This window comes from Caldicellulosiruptor bescii DSM 6725 (assembly GCF_000022325.1).
Taxonomy (GTDB): domain Bacteria; phylum Bacillota; class Thermoanaerobacteria; order Caldicellulosiruptorales; family Caldicellulosiruptoraceae; genus Caldicellulosiruptor; species Caldicellulosiruptor bescii.
The window spans coordinates 1,759,568-1,774,585 of the sequence record NC_012034.1; the positions used below are offsets into that span (position 1 = coordinate 1,759,568).

General features: G+C 34.0%; 21 protein-coding genes and 2 tRNA genes. 1 reads left to right on the forward strand and 22 read right to left on the reverse strand.

Annotation, left to right across the window (positions count from 1 at the left end; translation table 11 throughout):
• Positions 1 to 36 precede the first annotated feature (36 nt).
• The 21 genes from ATHE_RS08330 to ATHE_RS08430 form a co-directional block, all read right to left on the reverse strand.
• Positions 37 to 678 carry a hypothetical protein gene (locus tag ATHE_RS08330; protein WP_015908092.1) on the reverse strand — a complete coding sequence of 214 codons (642 nt, stop codon included), beginning with the start codon at positions 676 to 678 and terminating at the stop codon, positions 37 to 39.
• Between the two features lie 72 nt (positions 679 to 750).
• Positions 751 to 2,184: an ATP-binding protein gene (locus tag ATHE_RS08335; protein WP_015908093.1), complete on the reverse strand. Its 1,434-nt coding sequence runs from the start codon at positions 2,182 to 2,184 to the stop codon at positions 751 to 753.
• 185 nt (positions 2,185 to 2,369) lie between these two features.
• Positions 2,370 to 2,789: a type VII toxin-antitoxin system HepT family RNase toxin gene (hepT, locus tag ATHE_RS08340; RefSeq protein WP_015908094.1), complete on the reverse strand. Its 420-nt coding sequence runs from the start codon at positions 2,787 to 2,789 to the stop codon at positions 2,370 to 2,372.
• A complete protein-coding gene (mntA, locus tag ATHE_RS08345) occupies positions 2,755 to 3,195 on the reverse strand; it encodes a type VII toxin-antitoxin system MntA family adenylyltransferase antitoxin (RefSeq protein ID WP_015908095.1) in 441 nt (146 codons plus the stop codon). Before mntA (ATHE_RS08345) ends, hepT (ATHE_RS08340) begins: the two co-directional genes overlap by 35 nt.
• Positions 3,188 to 3,424, reverse strand: a complete 237-nt coding sequence (gene csrA / locus ATHE_RS08350; RefSeq protein WP_015908096.1) for a carbon storage regulator CsrA — start codon at positions 3,422 to 3,424, stop codon at positions 3,188 to 3,190. Before csrA ends, mntA (ATHE_RS08345) begins: the two co-directional genes overlap by 8 nt.
• Positions 3,425 to 3,436: 12 nt before the next feature.
• Positions 3,437 to 3,895, reverse strand: a complete 459-nt coding sequence (gene fliW, locus ATHE_RS08355; RefSeq protein ID WP_015908097.1) for a flagellar assembly protein FliW — start codon at positions 3,893 to 3,895, stop codon at positions 3,437 to 3,439.
• Between the two features lie 40 nt (positions 3,896 to 3,935).
• On the reverse strand, positions 3,936 to 4,355 hold the full coding sequence (hepT, locus tag ATHE_RS08360; protein ID WP_015908098.1) for a type VII toxin-antitoxin system HepT family RNase toxin: 420 nt from the start codon (positions 4,353 to 4,355) through the stop codon (positions 3,936 to 3,938).
• Positions 4,330 to 4,773 carry a type VII toxin-antitoxin system MntA family adenylyltransferase antitoxin gene (gene mntA / locus ATHE_RS08365; RefSeq protein WP_231503319.1) on the reverse strand — a complete coding sequence of 148 codons (444 nt, stop codon included), beginning with the start codon at positions 4,771 to 4,773 and terminating at the stop codon, positions 4,330 to 4,332. Before mntA (ATHE_RS08365) ends, hepT (ATHE_RS08360) begins: the two co-directional genes overlap by 26 nt.
• Positions 4,770 to 5,147, reverse strand: coding sequence for a DUF6470 family protein (locus ATHE_RS08370; protein ID WP_015908100.1), 378 nt, complete (start codon positions 5,145 to 5,147; stop codon positions 4,770 to 4,772). Before ATHE_RS08370 ends, mntA (ATHE_RS08365) begins: the two co-directional genes overlap by 4 nt.
• Positions 5,148 to 5,184: 37 nt before the next feature.
• The gene (gene flgL, locus ATHE_RS08375; RefSeq protein ID WP_015908101.1) at positions 5,185 to 6,132 is read right to left on the reverse strand and encodes a flagellar hook-associated protein FlgL; all 948 of its coding nucleotides are present in this window, start codon (positions 6,130 to 6,132) and stop codon (positions 5,185 to 5,187) included.
• Between the two features lie 42 nt (positions 6,133 to 6,174).
• Positions 6,175 to 7,752, reverse strand: coding sequence for a flagellar hook-associated protein FlgK (flgK, locus tag ATHE_RS08380; RefSeq protein ID WP_015908102.1), 1,578 nt, complete (start codon positions 7,750 to 7,752; stop codon positions 6,175 to 6,177).
• 20 nt (positions 7,753 to 7,772) lie between these two features.
• Positions 7,773 to 8,258 carry a flagellar protein FlgN gene (locus ATHE_RS08385; protein WP_015908103.1) on the reverse strand — a complete coding sequence of 162 codons (486 nt, stop codon included), beginning with the start codon at positions 8,256 to 8,258 and terminating at the stop codon, positions 7,773 to 7,775.
• 98 nt (positions 8,259 to 8,356) lie between these two features.
• Entirely contained in the window at positions 8,357 to 8,644 is a 288-nt protein-coding gene (flgM, locus tag ATHE_RS08390) for a flagellar biosynthesis anti-sigma factor FlgM (RefSeq protein ID WP_015908104.1), read from the reverse strand.
• Between the two features lie 87 nt (positions 8,645 to 8,731).
• A complete protein-coding gene (locus tag ATHE_RS08395) occupies positions 8,732 to 9,172 on the reverse strand; it encodes a TIGR03826 family flagellar region protein (protein WP_013430025.1) in 441 nt (146 codons plus the stop codon).
• A gap of 37 nt (positions 9,173 to 9,209) precedes the next feature.
• The gene (locus ATHE_RS08400) at positions 9,210 to 9,905 is read right to left on the reverse strand and encodes a ComF family protein (protein ID WP_015908105.1); all 696 of its coding nucleotides are present in this window, start codon (positions 9,903 to 9,905) and stop codon (positions 9,210 to 9,212) included.
• Between the two features lie 103 nt (positions 9,906 to 10,008).
• Complete coding sequence (locus ATHE_RS08405; protein ID WP_041727160.1) at positions 10,009 to 10,731, reverse strand: SigF/SigG family RNA polymerase sporulation sigma factor; 723 nt, start codon at positions 10,729 to 10,731, stop codon at positions 10,009 to 10,011.
• Positions 10,697 to 11,179: an anti-sigma F factor gene (gene spoIIAB, locus ATHE_RS08410; RefSeq protein ID WP_041727394.1), complete on the reverse strand. Its 483-nt coding sequence runs from the start codon at positions 11,177 to 11,179 to the stop codon at positions 10,697 to 10,699. Before spoIIAB ends, ATHE_RS08405 begins: the two co-directional genes overlap by 35 nt.
• A 34-nt stretch (positions 11,180 to 11,213) precedes the next feature.
• Positions 11,214 to 11,543: an anti-sigma factor antagonist gene (locus ATHE_RS08415; RefSeq protein ID WP_015908108.1), complete on the reverse strand. Its 330-nt coding sequence runs from the start codon at positions 11,541 to 11,543 to the stop codon at positions 11,214 to 11,216.
• A gap of 168 nt (positions 11,544 to 11,711) precedes the next feature.
• A tRNA-Gly gene (locus ATHE_RS08420) sits at positions 11,712 to 11,785 on the reverse strand.
• A 105-nt stretch (positions 11,786 to 11,890) separates the two neighbouring features.
• Positions 11,891 to 13,330: an ISLre2-like element ISCbe4 family transposase gene (locus tag ATHE_RS08425; RefSeq protein ID WP_015906731.1), complete on the reverse strand. Its 1,440-nt coding sequence runs from the start codon at positions 13,328 to 13,330 to the stop codon at positions 11,891 to 11,893.
• A 150-nt stretch (positions 13,331 to 13,480) separates the two neighbouring features.
• Complete coding sequence (locus ATHE_RS08430) at positions 13,481 to 14,068, reverse strand: YdcF family protein (protein ID WP_015908109.1); 588 nt, start codon at positions 14,066 to 14,068, stop codon at positions 13,481 to 13,483.
• Positions 14,069 to 14,193: 125 nt separating this feature from the next.
• On the opposite strand from ATHE_RS08430, the gene ATHE_RS08435 reads away from it, so the two are divergent.
• Positions 14,194 to 14,270: transfer RNA gene (locus tag ATHE_RS08435), tRNA-Val, on the forward strand.
• A gap of 10 nt (positions 14,271 to 14,280) precedes the next feature.
• On the opposite strand, the gene truA is transcribed toward ATHE_RS08435, so the two are convergent.
• Positions 14,281 to 15,015, reverse strand: a complete 735-nt coding sequence (gene truA, locus ATHE_RS08440; protein WP_015908110.1) for a tRNA pseudouridine(38-40) synthase TruA — start codon at positions 15,013 to 15,015, stop codon at positions 14,281 to 14,283.
• Between the last annotated feature and the right edge of the window lie 3 nt (positions 15,016 to 15,018).

Genomic DNA, 15,018 nt, shown 5'->3' on the forward strand with positions numbered 1-15,018 from the left:
ATATCCCGAAGTAAATTTAGAGGTAGAAAAAAATTTTTAAACTTTGATAGATCTATTTAGTTTTTCTATTGCCATTTTACAAAAATCACCTTCAGCATTTCTAATTGCCAATTCAAATAGAAACTTTCCTACTATATCCCACTGTTCATGATCTCTTTTTTGCCTATAGTATTCTGTAAACCTTCTAAATATAAATGGTAAGATATCGCTCTCAACAACAAGAAAATTTTTGTATGATAAGAAATCTTTTACTTTCACTAAATCATGGGGATATTTTTTTATAACATACATCAAGTCTATTCTCTTGACTTTATTTCCATCTTCCCAAAATGCCCTTGTTCTTAAAGTATCAACAACCTCTCTAATCTCATTTCTTTTAACAAACCCTACTCGTTTTATTATCTCATCTAAGTTTCTAATAGTTGCTTCATTAAAGTCACCAAATTTATCTGTTGACTTTACTTCTACAATAAACAATTGAGTTTTCTCTTTCACAAAAATCTCATGATCTTGCATTCCTATTTCTTCTCTATAAGGAAATCTTACCGCTAATAGATCTACTTCTGTTCTTTGACTTCCTCGTCTTTCTGGATGAATAACAAAGTTTCTGATAGTAAAACAACCATTTAATCTGAAAAACCAATAAACAATATCACCTAATGTAATATTTTCTCCCACCAAGTAACACCACCTCATTTTTTATTATTTGATATTTTATTACCCACCAAATTTTCAAAATAACACTCTCAATTACCTTCTCCCAAACAAATACATAAACACAAACGCAGGAATCTTTATTATTCGAACCTTTGCAGATAGCTCAAGCCAGCCATAATCTTCTGCTCTCTTTGTAATAAGCACTGCTGAGATTATATCTTTTTCTTTTTGACACATCTCCACAATTGCATCACTCTCAGAAAGTGTGCTATCTTCTCTAAACTTCACCTCAATTAGGCTCTTACCATTTGGAAGCTGGGCAACTATATCAATTTCTTTTTGATTATCAGTCGGTTTTCTAAAATAGCCTATCTTTACATTCTCTTCACTGTAGAAGCTGTATATATGCTTAAAAACTGCTGTTTCAACTGTAATTCCAAGTTCTTTGCTATCAATAAAGAGATTGTCTATCATTAAAACTGCATTTCTAATAGCTGGGTCAGATATATATATTTTTGGTTTTGCTTTCAAAATTTTTTTGCCCCCTAATTCGATTGGAAAACTTCTGTAAATCAAATTTGCATTTTCAAGTAAATGAATATAATTTTCTATCGTGGTCACTGATACATTTTCAATTTGTTTGCTGATGGTCGAAATATTTATTACACTTGAAGAGTTGAAGCACAAATACAAGAAAACTTTCTCTAATACTGTCAAGTTTCTAACACTAAATAGAGAAGGAATATCTCTTTTGATGACTTTATCTACAACATCTTCTCTTAAAATTCTCTGAATTAAAAACCAGTCCTCTGAAAATACAAATTCAGGAAAGCCCCCAACCATCAAGTACCTGTTGAAATATTTCTGCAGAGGCATAAGCAAAAAGACAAGTTCAGAAATTTGATGGTTACTTAAATTTGAAAGCTCTCTTAAATTTAAATCTGGTAAATCTTTGGGGCACTCTTTAGTACCAAGTATTTCACAAAATTCATAAAAAGAAAGAGTCGGAACAGAAATCACTGTCCAGCGACCAACACCGCTTTCCTTTGCTCCTTCAATAAGTTTAGGTGAAGCAGAACCTGTGGCAACAACTTTCCATTTCGGTTTTGTATCGTAATATACTTTTAACCATCTGTCCCAATCGCTCGCGTATTGAATTTCATCTAAAAATATATAAGCTTCTTCTGATTGGTTAATGTTTAGTTCATAAAGACTCAAAATTTGATCAAATGAACAAAGTTTAAACAAAGGATGATCAAACGAAACGTATAGTATCTTTTTGGGATTAACTTTATCCTTTAAAAGTGACTCTATTATTTGGTATAATATGGTTGTTTTACCTGCACGACGTGCGCCTGAGAGTATAATATATCTTCTGATGGTTGGATGATTTAGGAGACTAAAAACCCTATAGTATGCCATTCTCTTTACAGGTTTAGATAAATCTTGTGGAAAATATCCTTCTCTCCACCAGGGATTATAAGAGTATAAAATTCTCAATATGTTTTCTGAGCTTGTAATAGTCAATTTTTCACCTCCTTATTTAATATTATATCATATACTTTAAATTTTTAGTCTAAAAATTTAAAGTATACTTTATACTTTTAAGCTAATTTTTCAAAGTATACTTTGTATTTTTGAGACTATATTTATTAGATTGTCCTGCCAAAAAAGTAAAAAGGCAGGTCTTCTGCCTGCCTTAAAACATTTAATTAAATCCCACAGTATTCTATAAACTTACTCACGATTAACTCTATATTAGTTAACTTGTTCTTGAATATATCATATACAATATGCAAATCTATTTTAGCATATTCATGAGCAATTATATTTCTAAACTGAATCATAGACCTAAAAATTTGCATCTCATTTTCATTTAATATCTTTGCACGTTTTAAAATAATAGGGATATCGCTATAAGATGAAGGTTCTCCTAAACTGTTATCTGAAATAACGTGATTTCCTATGTCAATAAGATTTTGGACAATCAAAAACAGATTGAAAACTACAACATCTTGAGCTATTCCATCTTCTAAAAATTGTTCTAATGTAAGATCTGAAAACAATCTAATTTTTTTTAAACTTGCTTTTATATTTTCAACCTTTTGAGTTATAATCTCTCTTTTTACCATCCATAAAATACTCCCTTTGATAAAGTGCACAAATTTCAAGATACTTTTTTTTGTCCATATATTCATAAAAGTTTTTTACTCTAACATCAACATATAAATCATGATCTTTGTCAATTATCAATATACCATCACTAAAAACCTCATGTTTCAAAAGAGGATCAGCATCATTCAAAATAACAAAATCTACTTCATTATCTAAAATCTTCTCAAGATTTTTCTTTGTATCAAGTTGATATAACAGATCTTCAGTTGCATCTTTGCCTTTTTTGATGTATGCAGCAATATCGATATCACTTGATTTGTTAGCATTTCCTCTTGCGTATGAACCAAAAAGATATGCAAATATAACCTTATCATCTTTCTCAAAATATTCTCTTAAAACCTTTACAATCTCATCTTTAACCATCTTTGAAAAGCCCTTTCAAATCCTTGATTCTAATAAGCCTCTCTTTACCCTGCAACGCTTCGACATTTTCGTTTTTGACTTCTTGAAGTAGCTCATATCGTAAAACCTTTATATTTTTTGGGGCATCTATTCCAAGTTTTACACAGTCCTTTTCTATGCTGATGACTTTTATTATTATATCATCTCCAATTAAAATTTGGTCTCCTTCTTTTCGTGAAAGAACAAGCATCTTTTATATACCTCATTTCTGCTCATCTGAATTCAAATTTTCAAAAAGGTAATATCGAAGTGGATATCTTTCATCATCTAAAAGATACTGTATTCCCTTTCTCTTGTGCACATTTATAATAATTGGAGCTTTGAGATTAACTCTTGTTTGCTTTACATCTTCTGGAATTACAACAATACAAAAAACTGCAACGTCTTGAGCAGAAGTTATTTCTAATTTATTTACAACTTCATCTGGCAAATCAAATTCATAATCTGGCTTTATTTCAAAAGGATTGATTATTACAAAAGCGATATCCTTGTCTTCAACTGATTGAAGCCAGTAAAATGGACTTTGGTCCTCTTTTACTATGACAAATTTCTTCAAATTCTCAAATGCAGGAATACCCTCTTCAAAGAATATTATGTTTTCTTCACTGACTTCAAGCTCGCCAAAAACTCTTGATTTTACAACTGATTTTTGTACCACCATCTTTAATCTCCTCTTTTTAACTCTTTATATGCTCAACTGTTTAAAGTTTTGCATATTTTATAATTTCATCAAGGATTTTATTTATATCGTCAATGCCGTAAATTAAAATATCATAAACCTTTGCTAAGTCAACTTTAGAATACTCATGCACAATTATATTCCGAAAAGAAATCATCTTTTTAAAAACTGAAGCCAAATTTTCTGAAACAACCTTTTCTTTTGATAATATCTCAGGAATCTCTCCATAATAACCTGGAGTTTCAAAACCTTCATCTGCTATTATGTGGTTTCCTATATCTATTAAATTTTGAATTATTAAAAAAAGATTATAGATAACTATGTCCTGAACATCTTGGTCTTTTTTGAATTCTTCCAAGTTAATATTTTGAAATCTTTTTAATCTGTTTAAACTAAACCATATCCTATCTATTTTTTCACTGACCAACTCTTTTTTTACCATTTGCTGCTATCCTCTCTTTTATATACATCATCTTGATTTTCATAATATGCAGCCAATCTTGATAATAATAAAAACTCATTTTTTTGAAATTTACTAACTTATCATGGTCTTTTTCGAGCAGCAAAATGCCTTCAGAAATTACTTCATGCCTCAACAGAGGTGAAGCTTGATTTAAAACTACTAAATCCACTTCTCTTCTTAATATATCAGAAATATTTGACATATGTTTGATTTGAAATTCTAATACTTTTTTTGAATCCTTTGCTATCCTTTCATTAAGATATACTGCAACGTCTACATCACTTTTTTCGTGCAATTTCCCTTTTGCATATGAACCAAACAAATATGCGAATACAACAGCATCCTCTTTCTCAAAATACTCCCTTAAAATTTTTACAATCTTATCTTTTTCCATCATACCCTCACATCAACCTTGCCCATCTCAAAATCTATATACACCTTGCCACCTTCAAAGTAAATTTGCGGGCGGCTTTTTGGGATGACATCTACGTTATAGTCATACTCAGGAAATGCTTCTTCTATGCATATGTCAATTATAGGCTGACCACCATCTTCAATTCTGGCAAGCCTGTTGCCATTTTCTGCTGTCTTTTCTATATACCTTAAAACCTGCTCATAACCTCTTTGTGCAGAGCTTCGCACAAGGTAGTCTGTTGAACCAAGGTTTACCTCTTCCCAGCACCTGTCTTGATTTATTCTAACTTTTATATGCTCCTGAGAAAGTTTTACCTTTACAAACTCCTGGTGAATTTGAATCCTTGCTATTTGCATTTTTAGCACTTCCTCAAGCTTTTCTGCCAAATGCTATTTAAAATCTTAGAAAATCCAAAAGTGTTGGTGGCAAAATCTGTGCCCCTGTTTGAAGTGCTGCCCTGTAAACATTTTCTGCGGTTTTCAGCTGCATAATAATCTCTGCCATGTCAACATCCTCGTTGTTTGATAGCAATGTAGTAAAGTTCACATTGTCGTCACTGAGCCTATTTTTAATAAGCTCAAGTCTGTTCTGAAGGGCACCGACATCTCCACGCTGTGCAACAACGTTGTCGATGTGTCTGTCAATATCGCTCAAAAGAGAATTTACTGAAGTTACATCCCCGCTTTCAAGTGCATTTATAAGATTATCTAAAACTTTGAATAAATTACCTTTATTTTCATCAGTTTCACCTTGAATATAAAAAACCTGGTTGGCTATCTTATTAATGCTAATATAGTTCGCTTTCATAAGCTCAAACTGAATAATATTTTTACCAGTCGACAAATCAATAGGATACCCTCCAGTTGAATCAAAACTATTTGTATCTGAAAAAGAACCATCAGAATTTATCGGTGCTGTGTCTGTTTTAAAACCAGAGAAGATATACCTTCCTGCATAGTTTGTATTCCCAACTTGAATTATATGCTGTTTTATCTGAGCAACCTCTTTTGCAATCTGAGCCATATCTTCTTTTGTGTTTGTTCCGTTTGCACCACGCACAGCAAGCTCTCTAACTCTCTGAAGACTTTCATTGATATCCGCAAGAGCACTTTCTGTTGTGTCAACCCACGATATTGCATCATCCACATTTTTCTGAAGCTGTTCTATTTCAGAAACGTCAGTTCGCAGTCTCAATGACCTTGCAGTAATCACCGGGTTATCTGACGGATAACGGATTTTCTTACCTGTTGCCATTTTATATTGAATGTCGTCTAACCTGCTTAAGTTTTTGTTTAGATTTATCAAAAAGTTGTTGACCATCATATTGTTTGTAATTCTCACGAAAGCTTCACCTCACAAACTTCTCATTCTATAAAAAGCCTGCTATCTTCCAACAATACCAAGTCTGTTGACTATAACATCAAGCATCTCGTCAAAAGCATTAATCATTCTGGCTGAGGCTTGAAAACCGTGCTGGTATTTGATTAGGTTTGTCATCTCTTCATCTATGGAAACACCTGATACTGCCTGGCGTCTGTTGTCAAGCTGGGTGACCATTACCTTTTGGTTTTCTGCAAAGTTTTTGGCACCCTGAGAATCAACCCCAAGGTTTGAAATTAAAGACTTTAGAAAATCTTCAAATTTTCCTTCTTTGAAAACTGAATTGTCGTTTCTTAGCTTTAGCATATCAACAACAAGGTCATTCCCACCTGGAAGACTACTTGCATCATAAGTTGTTGCAATGTTGTTAAGGTCGTTCATAATAGCATCAGAGACTTTTATATACCTTGCATAGAAAAATGTCTGGCCAACAGGTGGTTCGAAAAAGTTTATACCTGTATTTTGTCCGTTGAGTGACCAACCCTGTGTGTGAAGTTCATTGAACTTTTCGATAAGTTTTTGAGCAAACTCATTGAGTCTGTTCAAATAGTAAGGAATACCTGTAAAAGAATTTTTATTGGGAACATCAACTGGCTGACCATTTACAGACACATCTTCATCAAGTCCACCTACACCATCACGAACATCTAATAATCCTTTTAATTCACCAGATTTTATATTCAAAACCTGCCCTGTGTCTTTCCACATAACAACAAAAAGTCCTGGAACATCGTAAAGATTTTGCTGTGATAGCGGGTCGTCAGGATTGAATCCTGTTGGCAGACCACTTGAGTCAAATCCACTTTTTCTCATAATTTTCGATTTGTCTGTCTCAAGCTGATAGACTGTAAAGTGATTTACAAGGGTCTCTCCTCCAGCTATCTGCACAATGAACCTGCCATCTTTGTCTTCATAAGCAGTTGTGTCAACAATTTTTGAGAGTTTGTCAACAAGAAGATTTCTCTGGTCACGAAGGTCATTTGCCTTTTCACCTCGAAGCTCCAAAACAAATATCTGCTGGTTTAAATCTGCAATCTGAGAAGCTATGCTGTTTATTTCTAAAATTTTATCATATACCTGGTCATTTAGCTCGCTCTGCAAATCTTCAAGCTGTTTATACATTTTATGTATCGCATCAGTCAAAGCTTGAGCTCTCTGGCGAACAAGCGCACGAACTGTTAAACTCTCTGGATTTTTTGAAAGCTCCTGCAAGCTTGAGAAAAATTGGTCTATAACAGAAGACAAGCCTGTATCGCTTGGCTCATTAAATATGGCTTCAATAAAATTCAGGTTATCAGCTTTTATTTCATACTCTCCCTGGCGCGAATATTCGTTTCTATATTGAACATCTAAAAACATATCTCTTATTTGCTCAAGGCTTTGCACATCAGCACCCAAACCAACCTGAAACTTTGGGCTATAAAAACCAACCTTGGCAGATGGTGGATTTGACTTTACATTTAAAACCTGTCTTGTATACCCTGGCGTTGAAGCATTGGCAACGTTGTGCGATGTCACCTCTAACCCTTTTCTGTTGACAAATATACCTGTTCTTGCAATCTCAAGCCCGTAAAACGACATTCTACTTCAACCCCTTTTTTCTACAGCTTAACATCAAAAAGGTTTTTCTTTTGTGACCCTGTCTGCCCATCCTTTTGATATGTAGTGTTGTCCGAAAAATACGATGAAATTACGTTTGTCATAAAATCTATATATTCAAGTGCACTTGAAACTAATGAAGCGTTAAGGTCATTTGTTTTTTTAAGCTTAAAAATAATTTCACCAAGTTTTACTTTCAAATCGTTTATTCTCTGCCATTCATCAGGTGTGGCTATATTTACAAGCTCGTTTAGATTGACAATAGCGATATTTTTTTCTTTTGATAAAGCATTCAAGATTTCTTGCCTTTCTCTTTCAAGTTTTTCGATTATTTCTGTCTCTTTTTTCTCTTGATTTGATACTTCAATTAGCGCTGAGAGATTATTTTCTACAATGTATTTTGTTTTTTCATTGCTGAGGTTCAAAATCCTCTCAAATACCTTATACTCTTCTTCTAAAAGCTCGATTATTTTTTCTACATAGTTCATCTTCCTGTTTCCTTCCCATTCTATTTGATATTAAAAATCACAAACGTTTATAAATAAACATTAAGGCTGCTATTAATTTTTAAAAGCAGCCAAATAATTTACTCGTTCTTTTTTGAATCTTTGTATTCTCTTATTAGCTTTTCAACAACATCTTTTCCAGATACATTGTATGTGCCAGAGTCAATCTTCTTTTTTATCTCATTTACTTTATCCTCACGAACATCAGGTGTTTGCTTTATAGCATTCAAAATTGCCTGAAAATCTCTTGCTTCGCTTGATATTTCAACCTTATCAGTTGCCGTAGGCTCCTGCTTCTTTTCTACTCTGGTTACCTTTGCTGTTTGGGTGTAGATCTGAAATATCCTAATTCTATCTTCTATCCTCATTTTGCATCCCTACCTCGACTTTATTAGCTTCGAAGCTTCTTCTACAGTTATTATCGTGTGAAAATTCAAAAAAGTTTAATTAATTTTTCACTTGTTCTCATCTTCTTTTAACTCCTTCGAAAGATACCTGTAACCTGCTTCTTTTCTTTTTGCAAACTCTTCATTTTTCTTTTTCGATTCTTGAAGCTTTTTGTCGTCAAGATAACTCAAAAACCTTGTTCCAACCTCTTTTTTACACTCATCACAAAGCCTTCCTGTTTTAATTGCCTTCCCACATCTTTCACATTCTAAAATGATATTGCTCTCACCCACAATCTCAAGTCTTTCCTCTTTTAAAAACCTTAAAATCTTTTCAGGTGACACGCCTGTTGCGTTTGATACTTCTGGCAAGGTTGCACCGGGATGATCATAAAGATACTCTTTCACTTTTTTGAAATCCTCTTCTTCCTCTTTTCTGCATTGAGGACAAATAGGACTTCCATCATAAAGATAAATTTTACCACATCTTCGACAGTTTCTGACATCCATATTTTAAAACCCCCTTTTAAAATTTTAAATTGGCACTTTATCTTGCAAGCTTTGTTATTGCAAGAACAGAGACAAAAACGCACTTTACACCATTTTCAAGCAAAACTTTTGAACACTCATTTGCTGTAGCACCTGTTGTGAAGATATCGTCAACAAGAATAACTTTTTTGCCTTTTATAATATTTTCATACCCTTTTTTAAGCTTAATTTTACCTTTTATTTCACTTTGTCTTTCGTGGCGTGAGAGGTTATAAAAAGGTTTTGTAAAACCTACTCTTGTAAGAAGGTCAACCGTGGGAATTTTAAGTATCTTCCCAATATTTTTGGCAAGCAGATAAGAATGATTAAAACCCCTTTGTAAATACCTTTCATAGCTTGTTGGCACAAAGGTTATTATATCAGCATTGATACCAGCATCAATAATCTTTTTAACCATAAGCCTTGAGAAGGTTATTGCATTTTGATAAAAACCTCTGTACTTGAAAAGATGAACGCCTCTTCGAACTACCCCTTCATAGTAGAATACTGGAAAGACTTTTTCAAATGCAAAGTTTTCTCTCAAGCAAGATGGACAAAACGGCAAATCACTATCACCAATAGGTATTCCGCATTTTTGGCATGTATTGCCTGAAATAAATCTTATATTTTTCTTGCAATCATCGCACAGGCTTTTGCCAAGCTTGCCGCAAAATGCACACCTCGGCGGGAAGAAAAATTCAATTAGTTTTTCCATTGAAATTTTAAAAACTGAACAGGTAATTTTATTTATATTAAATCACAAAAGGGAAAAAATTTCTATATAAAAATAAAAGACACGCTTTCTCAATCACAGCGTGTCAAACAAACTCCCTTTTTATCCTCTCCAAAGCTCTTTTTTCAATCCTTGATACATGCACCTGGGAGATATTGAGCTGTTTTGCAATCTCAGATTGTGTTTTGTTTTTGAAGTAGCGCATAAATATTATGTAGCGTTCCCGTCCTTTTAATTTTTTAAGCCCTTCTTTTAGTGCCATTAAATCCAAAAGTTTTGTCGAATAATCTTCTTCATCAGATGCTATGTCCATCAGCGTGATAGGTTTTCCCTCTTCCTGATTTATAACTTCACTCAGCGATGCAACCTCAGATGACGCATCCAAACAAAGCAAAATCTCATCGTTTGAAAGTCCTGTCAACTGCGAAATCTCTGAGATTGTGGGTTCTCTTCCATGGTTTGATACAAACTGGTTTCTTAGTTTTTTTATTTTACCCTGATTTTCTTTTATCTTTCGTGAAACCTTTATCTTGCCATCATCGCGCAGATATCTTTTTATCTCACCAATTATCATAGGAACAGCATATGTTGAAAACCTGACATTAAACGACGGGTCAAACCTGTCAACAGCCTTTATAAGCCCTATTGAGCCTATCTGGAACAAATCCTCAAGTTCTACCCCTTTTGCAGCAAACTTTTTTACAACACTCCACACAAGCGCAAGATTGTTTTCTATCAACTGCTGGCGTGCAAGTTTATCACCATTTTTAGCCCTACTTATCAATTCCTCCTGGGAAGCCTTGCTCAATTTCAACTCCCTCGCTCTTTCGTTTTTTGATAGCTTTAAGCATCTTAACACATGTGCCCTTACCAACCTCTGATGTAACCTCAAGCTTATCCATGAATGTTTCCATCACAGTAAATCCCATACCAGAGCGTTCCTGGTCAGGTTTTGTTGTAAAGAGTGGTTGCCGAGCAAGCTCAACATCTTCAATTCCTTTACCAAAGTCAATTACTTCAATCTCAACAACATAATTTTCATAAATCTTTCCTTTTATTATTATTTCCCCAATTTTATCCTCATATGCATGAATTATTGAATTTGTTACAGCTTCAGATACAGCAGTTTTTATTTCAGTAACTTCATCTAAAGTAGGATCAAGCTGAGCAACAAACGCAGCAACAGCAACCCTTGCAAATGCTTCGTTTTGAGCTTTTGACGGAATTTTTAGTTCCATATAATTTAAAACCTTCATCTTCAAAAATTCACACCCTTTCAATTCTTTTAATTTAACTCAATGCCTCTTCAATAGTGGTATATTTCTTTATAAGCTTTTCTATTCCACAAGTTGAAAGAAGCTTGTTGATATAGTTTGAGTTGCAAACCAGAACAAGTTCTTTGGCAAACGCTTTTGCCGTTCTGAACCTTCCTACAAGAAAGCCAACACCTGATGAGTCCATAAATGAAAGTTCTGAAATGTCTATCACAACTTTTTGAACTTCTGGACTTACAATTTTCATATCAAATCTGACTCTGTATTTATCTGCATTGTACTGGTCAAGCTCGCCTTTTATCTTTAAAATCAGTGTTCCTTCCATAATGATTGCTTCAAAATCCATTTTATTGCACCTCGATTTGAAAGTTATATTATTTCTAATTCTATATTACCCTAAAAAACCCTTCAGTATTTAATGTAATATTTTGTCGAAATAGAATATTTTGTTTTTAAACAGAAAACAAAAAACCCTCAACAGCTTTTTGCTGCTGAGGGCGTTATATTCTTTTTCTGGAGCGGGTGATGGGAATCGAACCCACGCTGCCAGCTTGGAAGGCTGGTGTTCTACCATTGAACTACACCCGCTCGTTTTTTCCCTTTGCACATTGAATATTATAATACCTTATCTTGATGTTGTCAATAGGTATTTGGGCGGGGATAGTGTCAAGAGTTTGTAGGAAAAAATTTTTATCAGAATATACCTGCATTATAGAAGCTACAACTAATCAAAGACTTTAATGCTCTTCGTAACTGGTTAACTTTACCATTTGCTATAACTGGTATATTATTCCACTTTTCCGTACCTTTTCGTACTCTTTTCCCGTTCTTTATAATTCCTTTTGCTATTTCTTTAACTTCTTGCCTTTCTGACTTCTTGGCTTTTATCTTCTCTAAATATACATTCATAAGTTCAAAACCATTATATTTTAAACTCAATAACTTTACCATGGTCTCCGCTATATCTTCGCTCCATCCTCTTGGTCTTGAACTCATCCTCTCTGCTAATACATGACTTACATGCCCTTCTGCACTACATCCCTTTATATTAACATTCGCTGCTTCTAATACTATATTATCCCAGTGCGAAAGTATGTATCTCCTTCCCTTCTTTATCCTCCTCTTAGCTAACTCATCTTCTTTTACCTCCTCCATCTTTTCTTTTACTAATGCCTCAAATCCCTCTCTATCCTTCTCTCTTAATGCTTTCAAAATCTCATTAAATAATTTTCTATCCCCTCCTGCTATTTTCATTATCTCCTTCGTTAAGTGAAACTTATCTAATACAAATTCCGCTCCATCTATCCACTCTAATCCCTTCTTTATCCAATTAGCTCCATCTCCTAAAAGATATATGTTTTCTATCTTCTCAACTTCAAAATTCTCTTCAATATACTTACCCACTTTTGCCCAAAAATCATCTGCATCCTCTTTTACACTGCTAAAATAATGCAAATCCTTTAATTCCTTCCTAATAACAACGCCCTTCTCTTCCTTATATCCCGTATTTATGTAAGCAAGCTTCGCTATCTCTTTCTTCCCATTCTGTAATGAAATATGGTCTTCATCCGCCTCGATATAAAGCTCTTTTACAACTTTCTTCTCTCCTTTTACACTCTTGCTATGCTGGATTTCATCTAATTCTTTACTATCTATCCCTTTCAAAATATTCATTACACTTTGTCTACTAATCCTATCCTCCCCTAATACTTCCTTTGCTGCCTTCTCATATGACATGTCTACTACTCTCTCTATTATCGCTCCCTTTACCGCATTGTCTATCCTTTGATATCTCTCTATCCCTAAAACTATATCAACTAAATAAACATATCCTTTGCCTTCCTTATCTTTGTAATATGTTCTCTCATATTCAATATCACCAAATATTGTCTTTAAACCCCTCTTGTCTCTCCTCACAACTTCATACCTCTTCTTCCTCTCTTCGTTTTCTTTCAATGATTCATCTATAAGTTCACATGCTTCCTTTATCATCTCCTTGCCTATCAGGTCTAACTGCTTCTTAAGTTCAATTGAATATTCCGCTAAATCCTTCTCCCTTTTCACTATCTTCTCTAATCCTTCCTCAAAAGTCTTTAAAAGTTCTTCTATTTTTGATACAATATTTTCAGTCATTTTGCTCCCTCCTTTGGTTTGTTTTTCCTTTTTCTTTTTTTATTTTTTCATCATTATATTCTACTTCATTTTTTCTCTTCTACCAAGAGGAGGGAGCTTTTTTCCATCCAATGTCCTATAAATATTTTACACTAAGTTGGGCGGGAAAAATCAGAAAGATGTAAGAGTTTTGAGAATCTCATACCACACAGCTACACTTTCGCGCACAAAACCATAGTATTCTTCATGCAAATATTGTTTTACATATACACCTGAAAAAGAAGAATTTATTTTTAATTTTTTAGCAATCAAATGTGCTCTTTCTAAGTGAAACATATTTGAAACAATTATAGCGCTTTTGAAACCTTTCTTGTTCATAATCCTTTTTGAATACAACAAATTTTCATATGTCGAAAAAGATTTATCTTCCTTCAAAACAAACTCAGGCAAAACTCCCATTTCTACAAGATACCTCTTGCCTGCCTCAGCTTCAGAAATGTTTTCACCCGGCCCTTTTGCACCACAGACAATTATGTATCTTGCATACCCATTTTTATAAAGTTCAAAAGCTCTGTTAAGTCTTTCTCGAAAAAACGGACTTGGAAAATCGCCATAAACTGCACAGCCCAAAACAATAATACAGTCTGACTTTTTAGGCTTTGCAGAAATGCCAAAAATAATTATTGATGCTTCCGTAACTGCAAATATCAAAATAACAGTAGCCAAAGTGCAAAGCGAAATTTTTAAAAACTTTCTCATTTAAAGTACTCCCCGTTACATTCTTCAAATTTTCCTTTATGTTCAATTGCAGCCTTCATTTGATATTTGCATTTTACAAGATATATGTTATAATACATACTGCAAAAAGTAAATAGCTAACTGGTGGGGATATAGCTCAGTTGGTTAGAGCGCTTGCTTGACATGCAAGAGGTCATAGGTTCGAGTCCTATTATCCCCACCATTTATTTTTGTCAGTAAACAACATCCACAAGGTAAAGTCCCCATGGTGGCAAGGTCTTTCCTGCCTTGGTTCTGTCTTTGCTTTCTATTATAAGCGGAATATCCATTGGTTTTAATTTTCCTGCTCCCACATCTAAGATTGTTCCTGCGATAATCCTTGCCATGTTGTAAAGAAAGCCATTGGCTGTTATATATATTGCAATGCACTCATTTTCAAAGGTCAAATATGCATTGTATACACGCCTTATGGTTGTCTTTGCTTCAGAATCAGCAGAACAAAAACTTTTAAAGTCATACTCCCCTATAAAGTATTCACATGCTCTTTGCATGGCATCAACATCAAGCTGGTATGGATAATAATACGCATAGTTTCTCAAAAGCGCAGGACGGCTTTTTTTGTTATAAATAAGATACTTATAAGTCTTCTGCCTTGCACTGTATCGCGCAGAAAAATCTAAAGGCGCCTCAACCGCGTCTTTTATAGATATATCGCCAGGCAGGACAGAATTTAAGGCAAGCGGAAACTTGTCTGTTGGAATTTTGCTGCTTGTTTTGAAATTAGCTTTTTGATTTAAAGCATGAACACCTCTGTCTGTTCTTCCAGAACCAATCAAGTTTACCTCTTCTCCTGTCAACTTCTTTATAGCCTCTTCAATAGTTCCCTGAATGGTTTTTTTATTGGGCTGCTTTTGCCACCCAAAATATCCTGTGCCATCATATTCTATAGTCAAAAGAATGTTTCTCAAGCA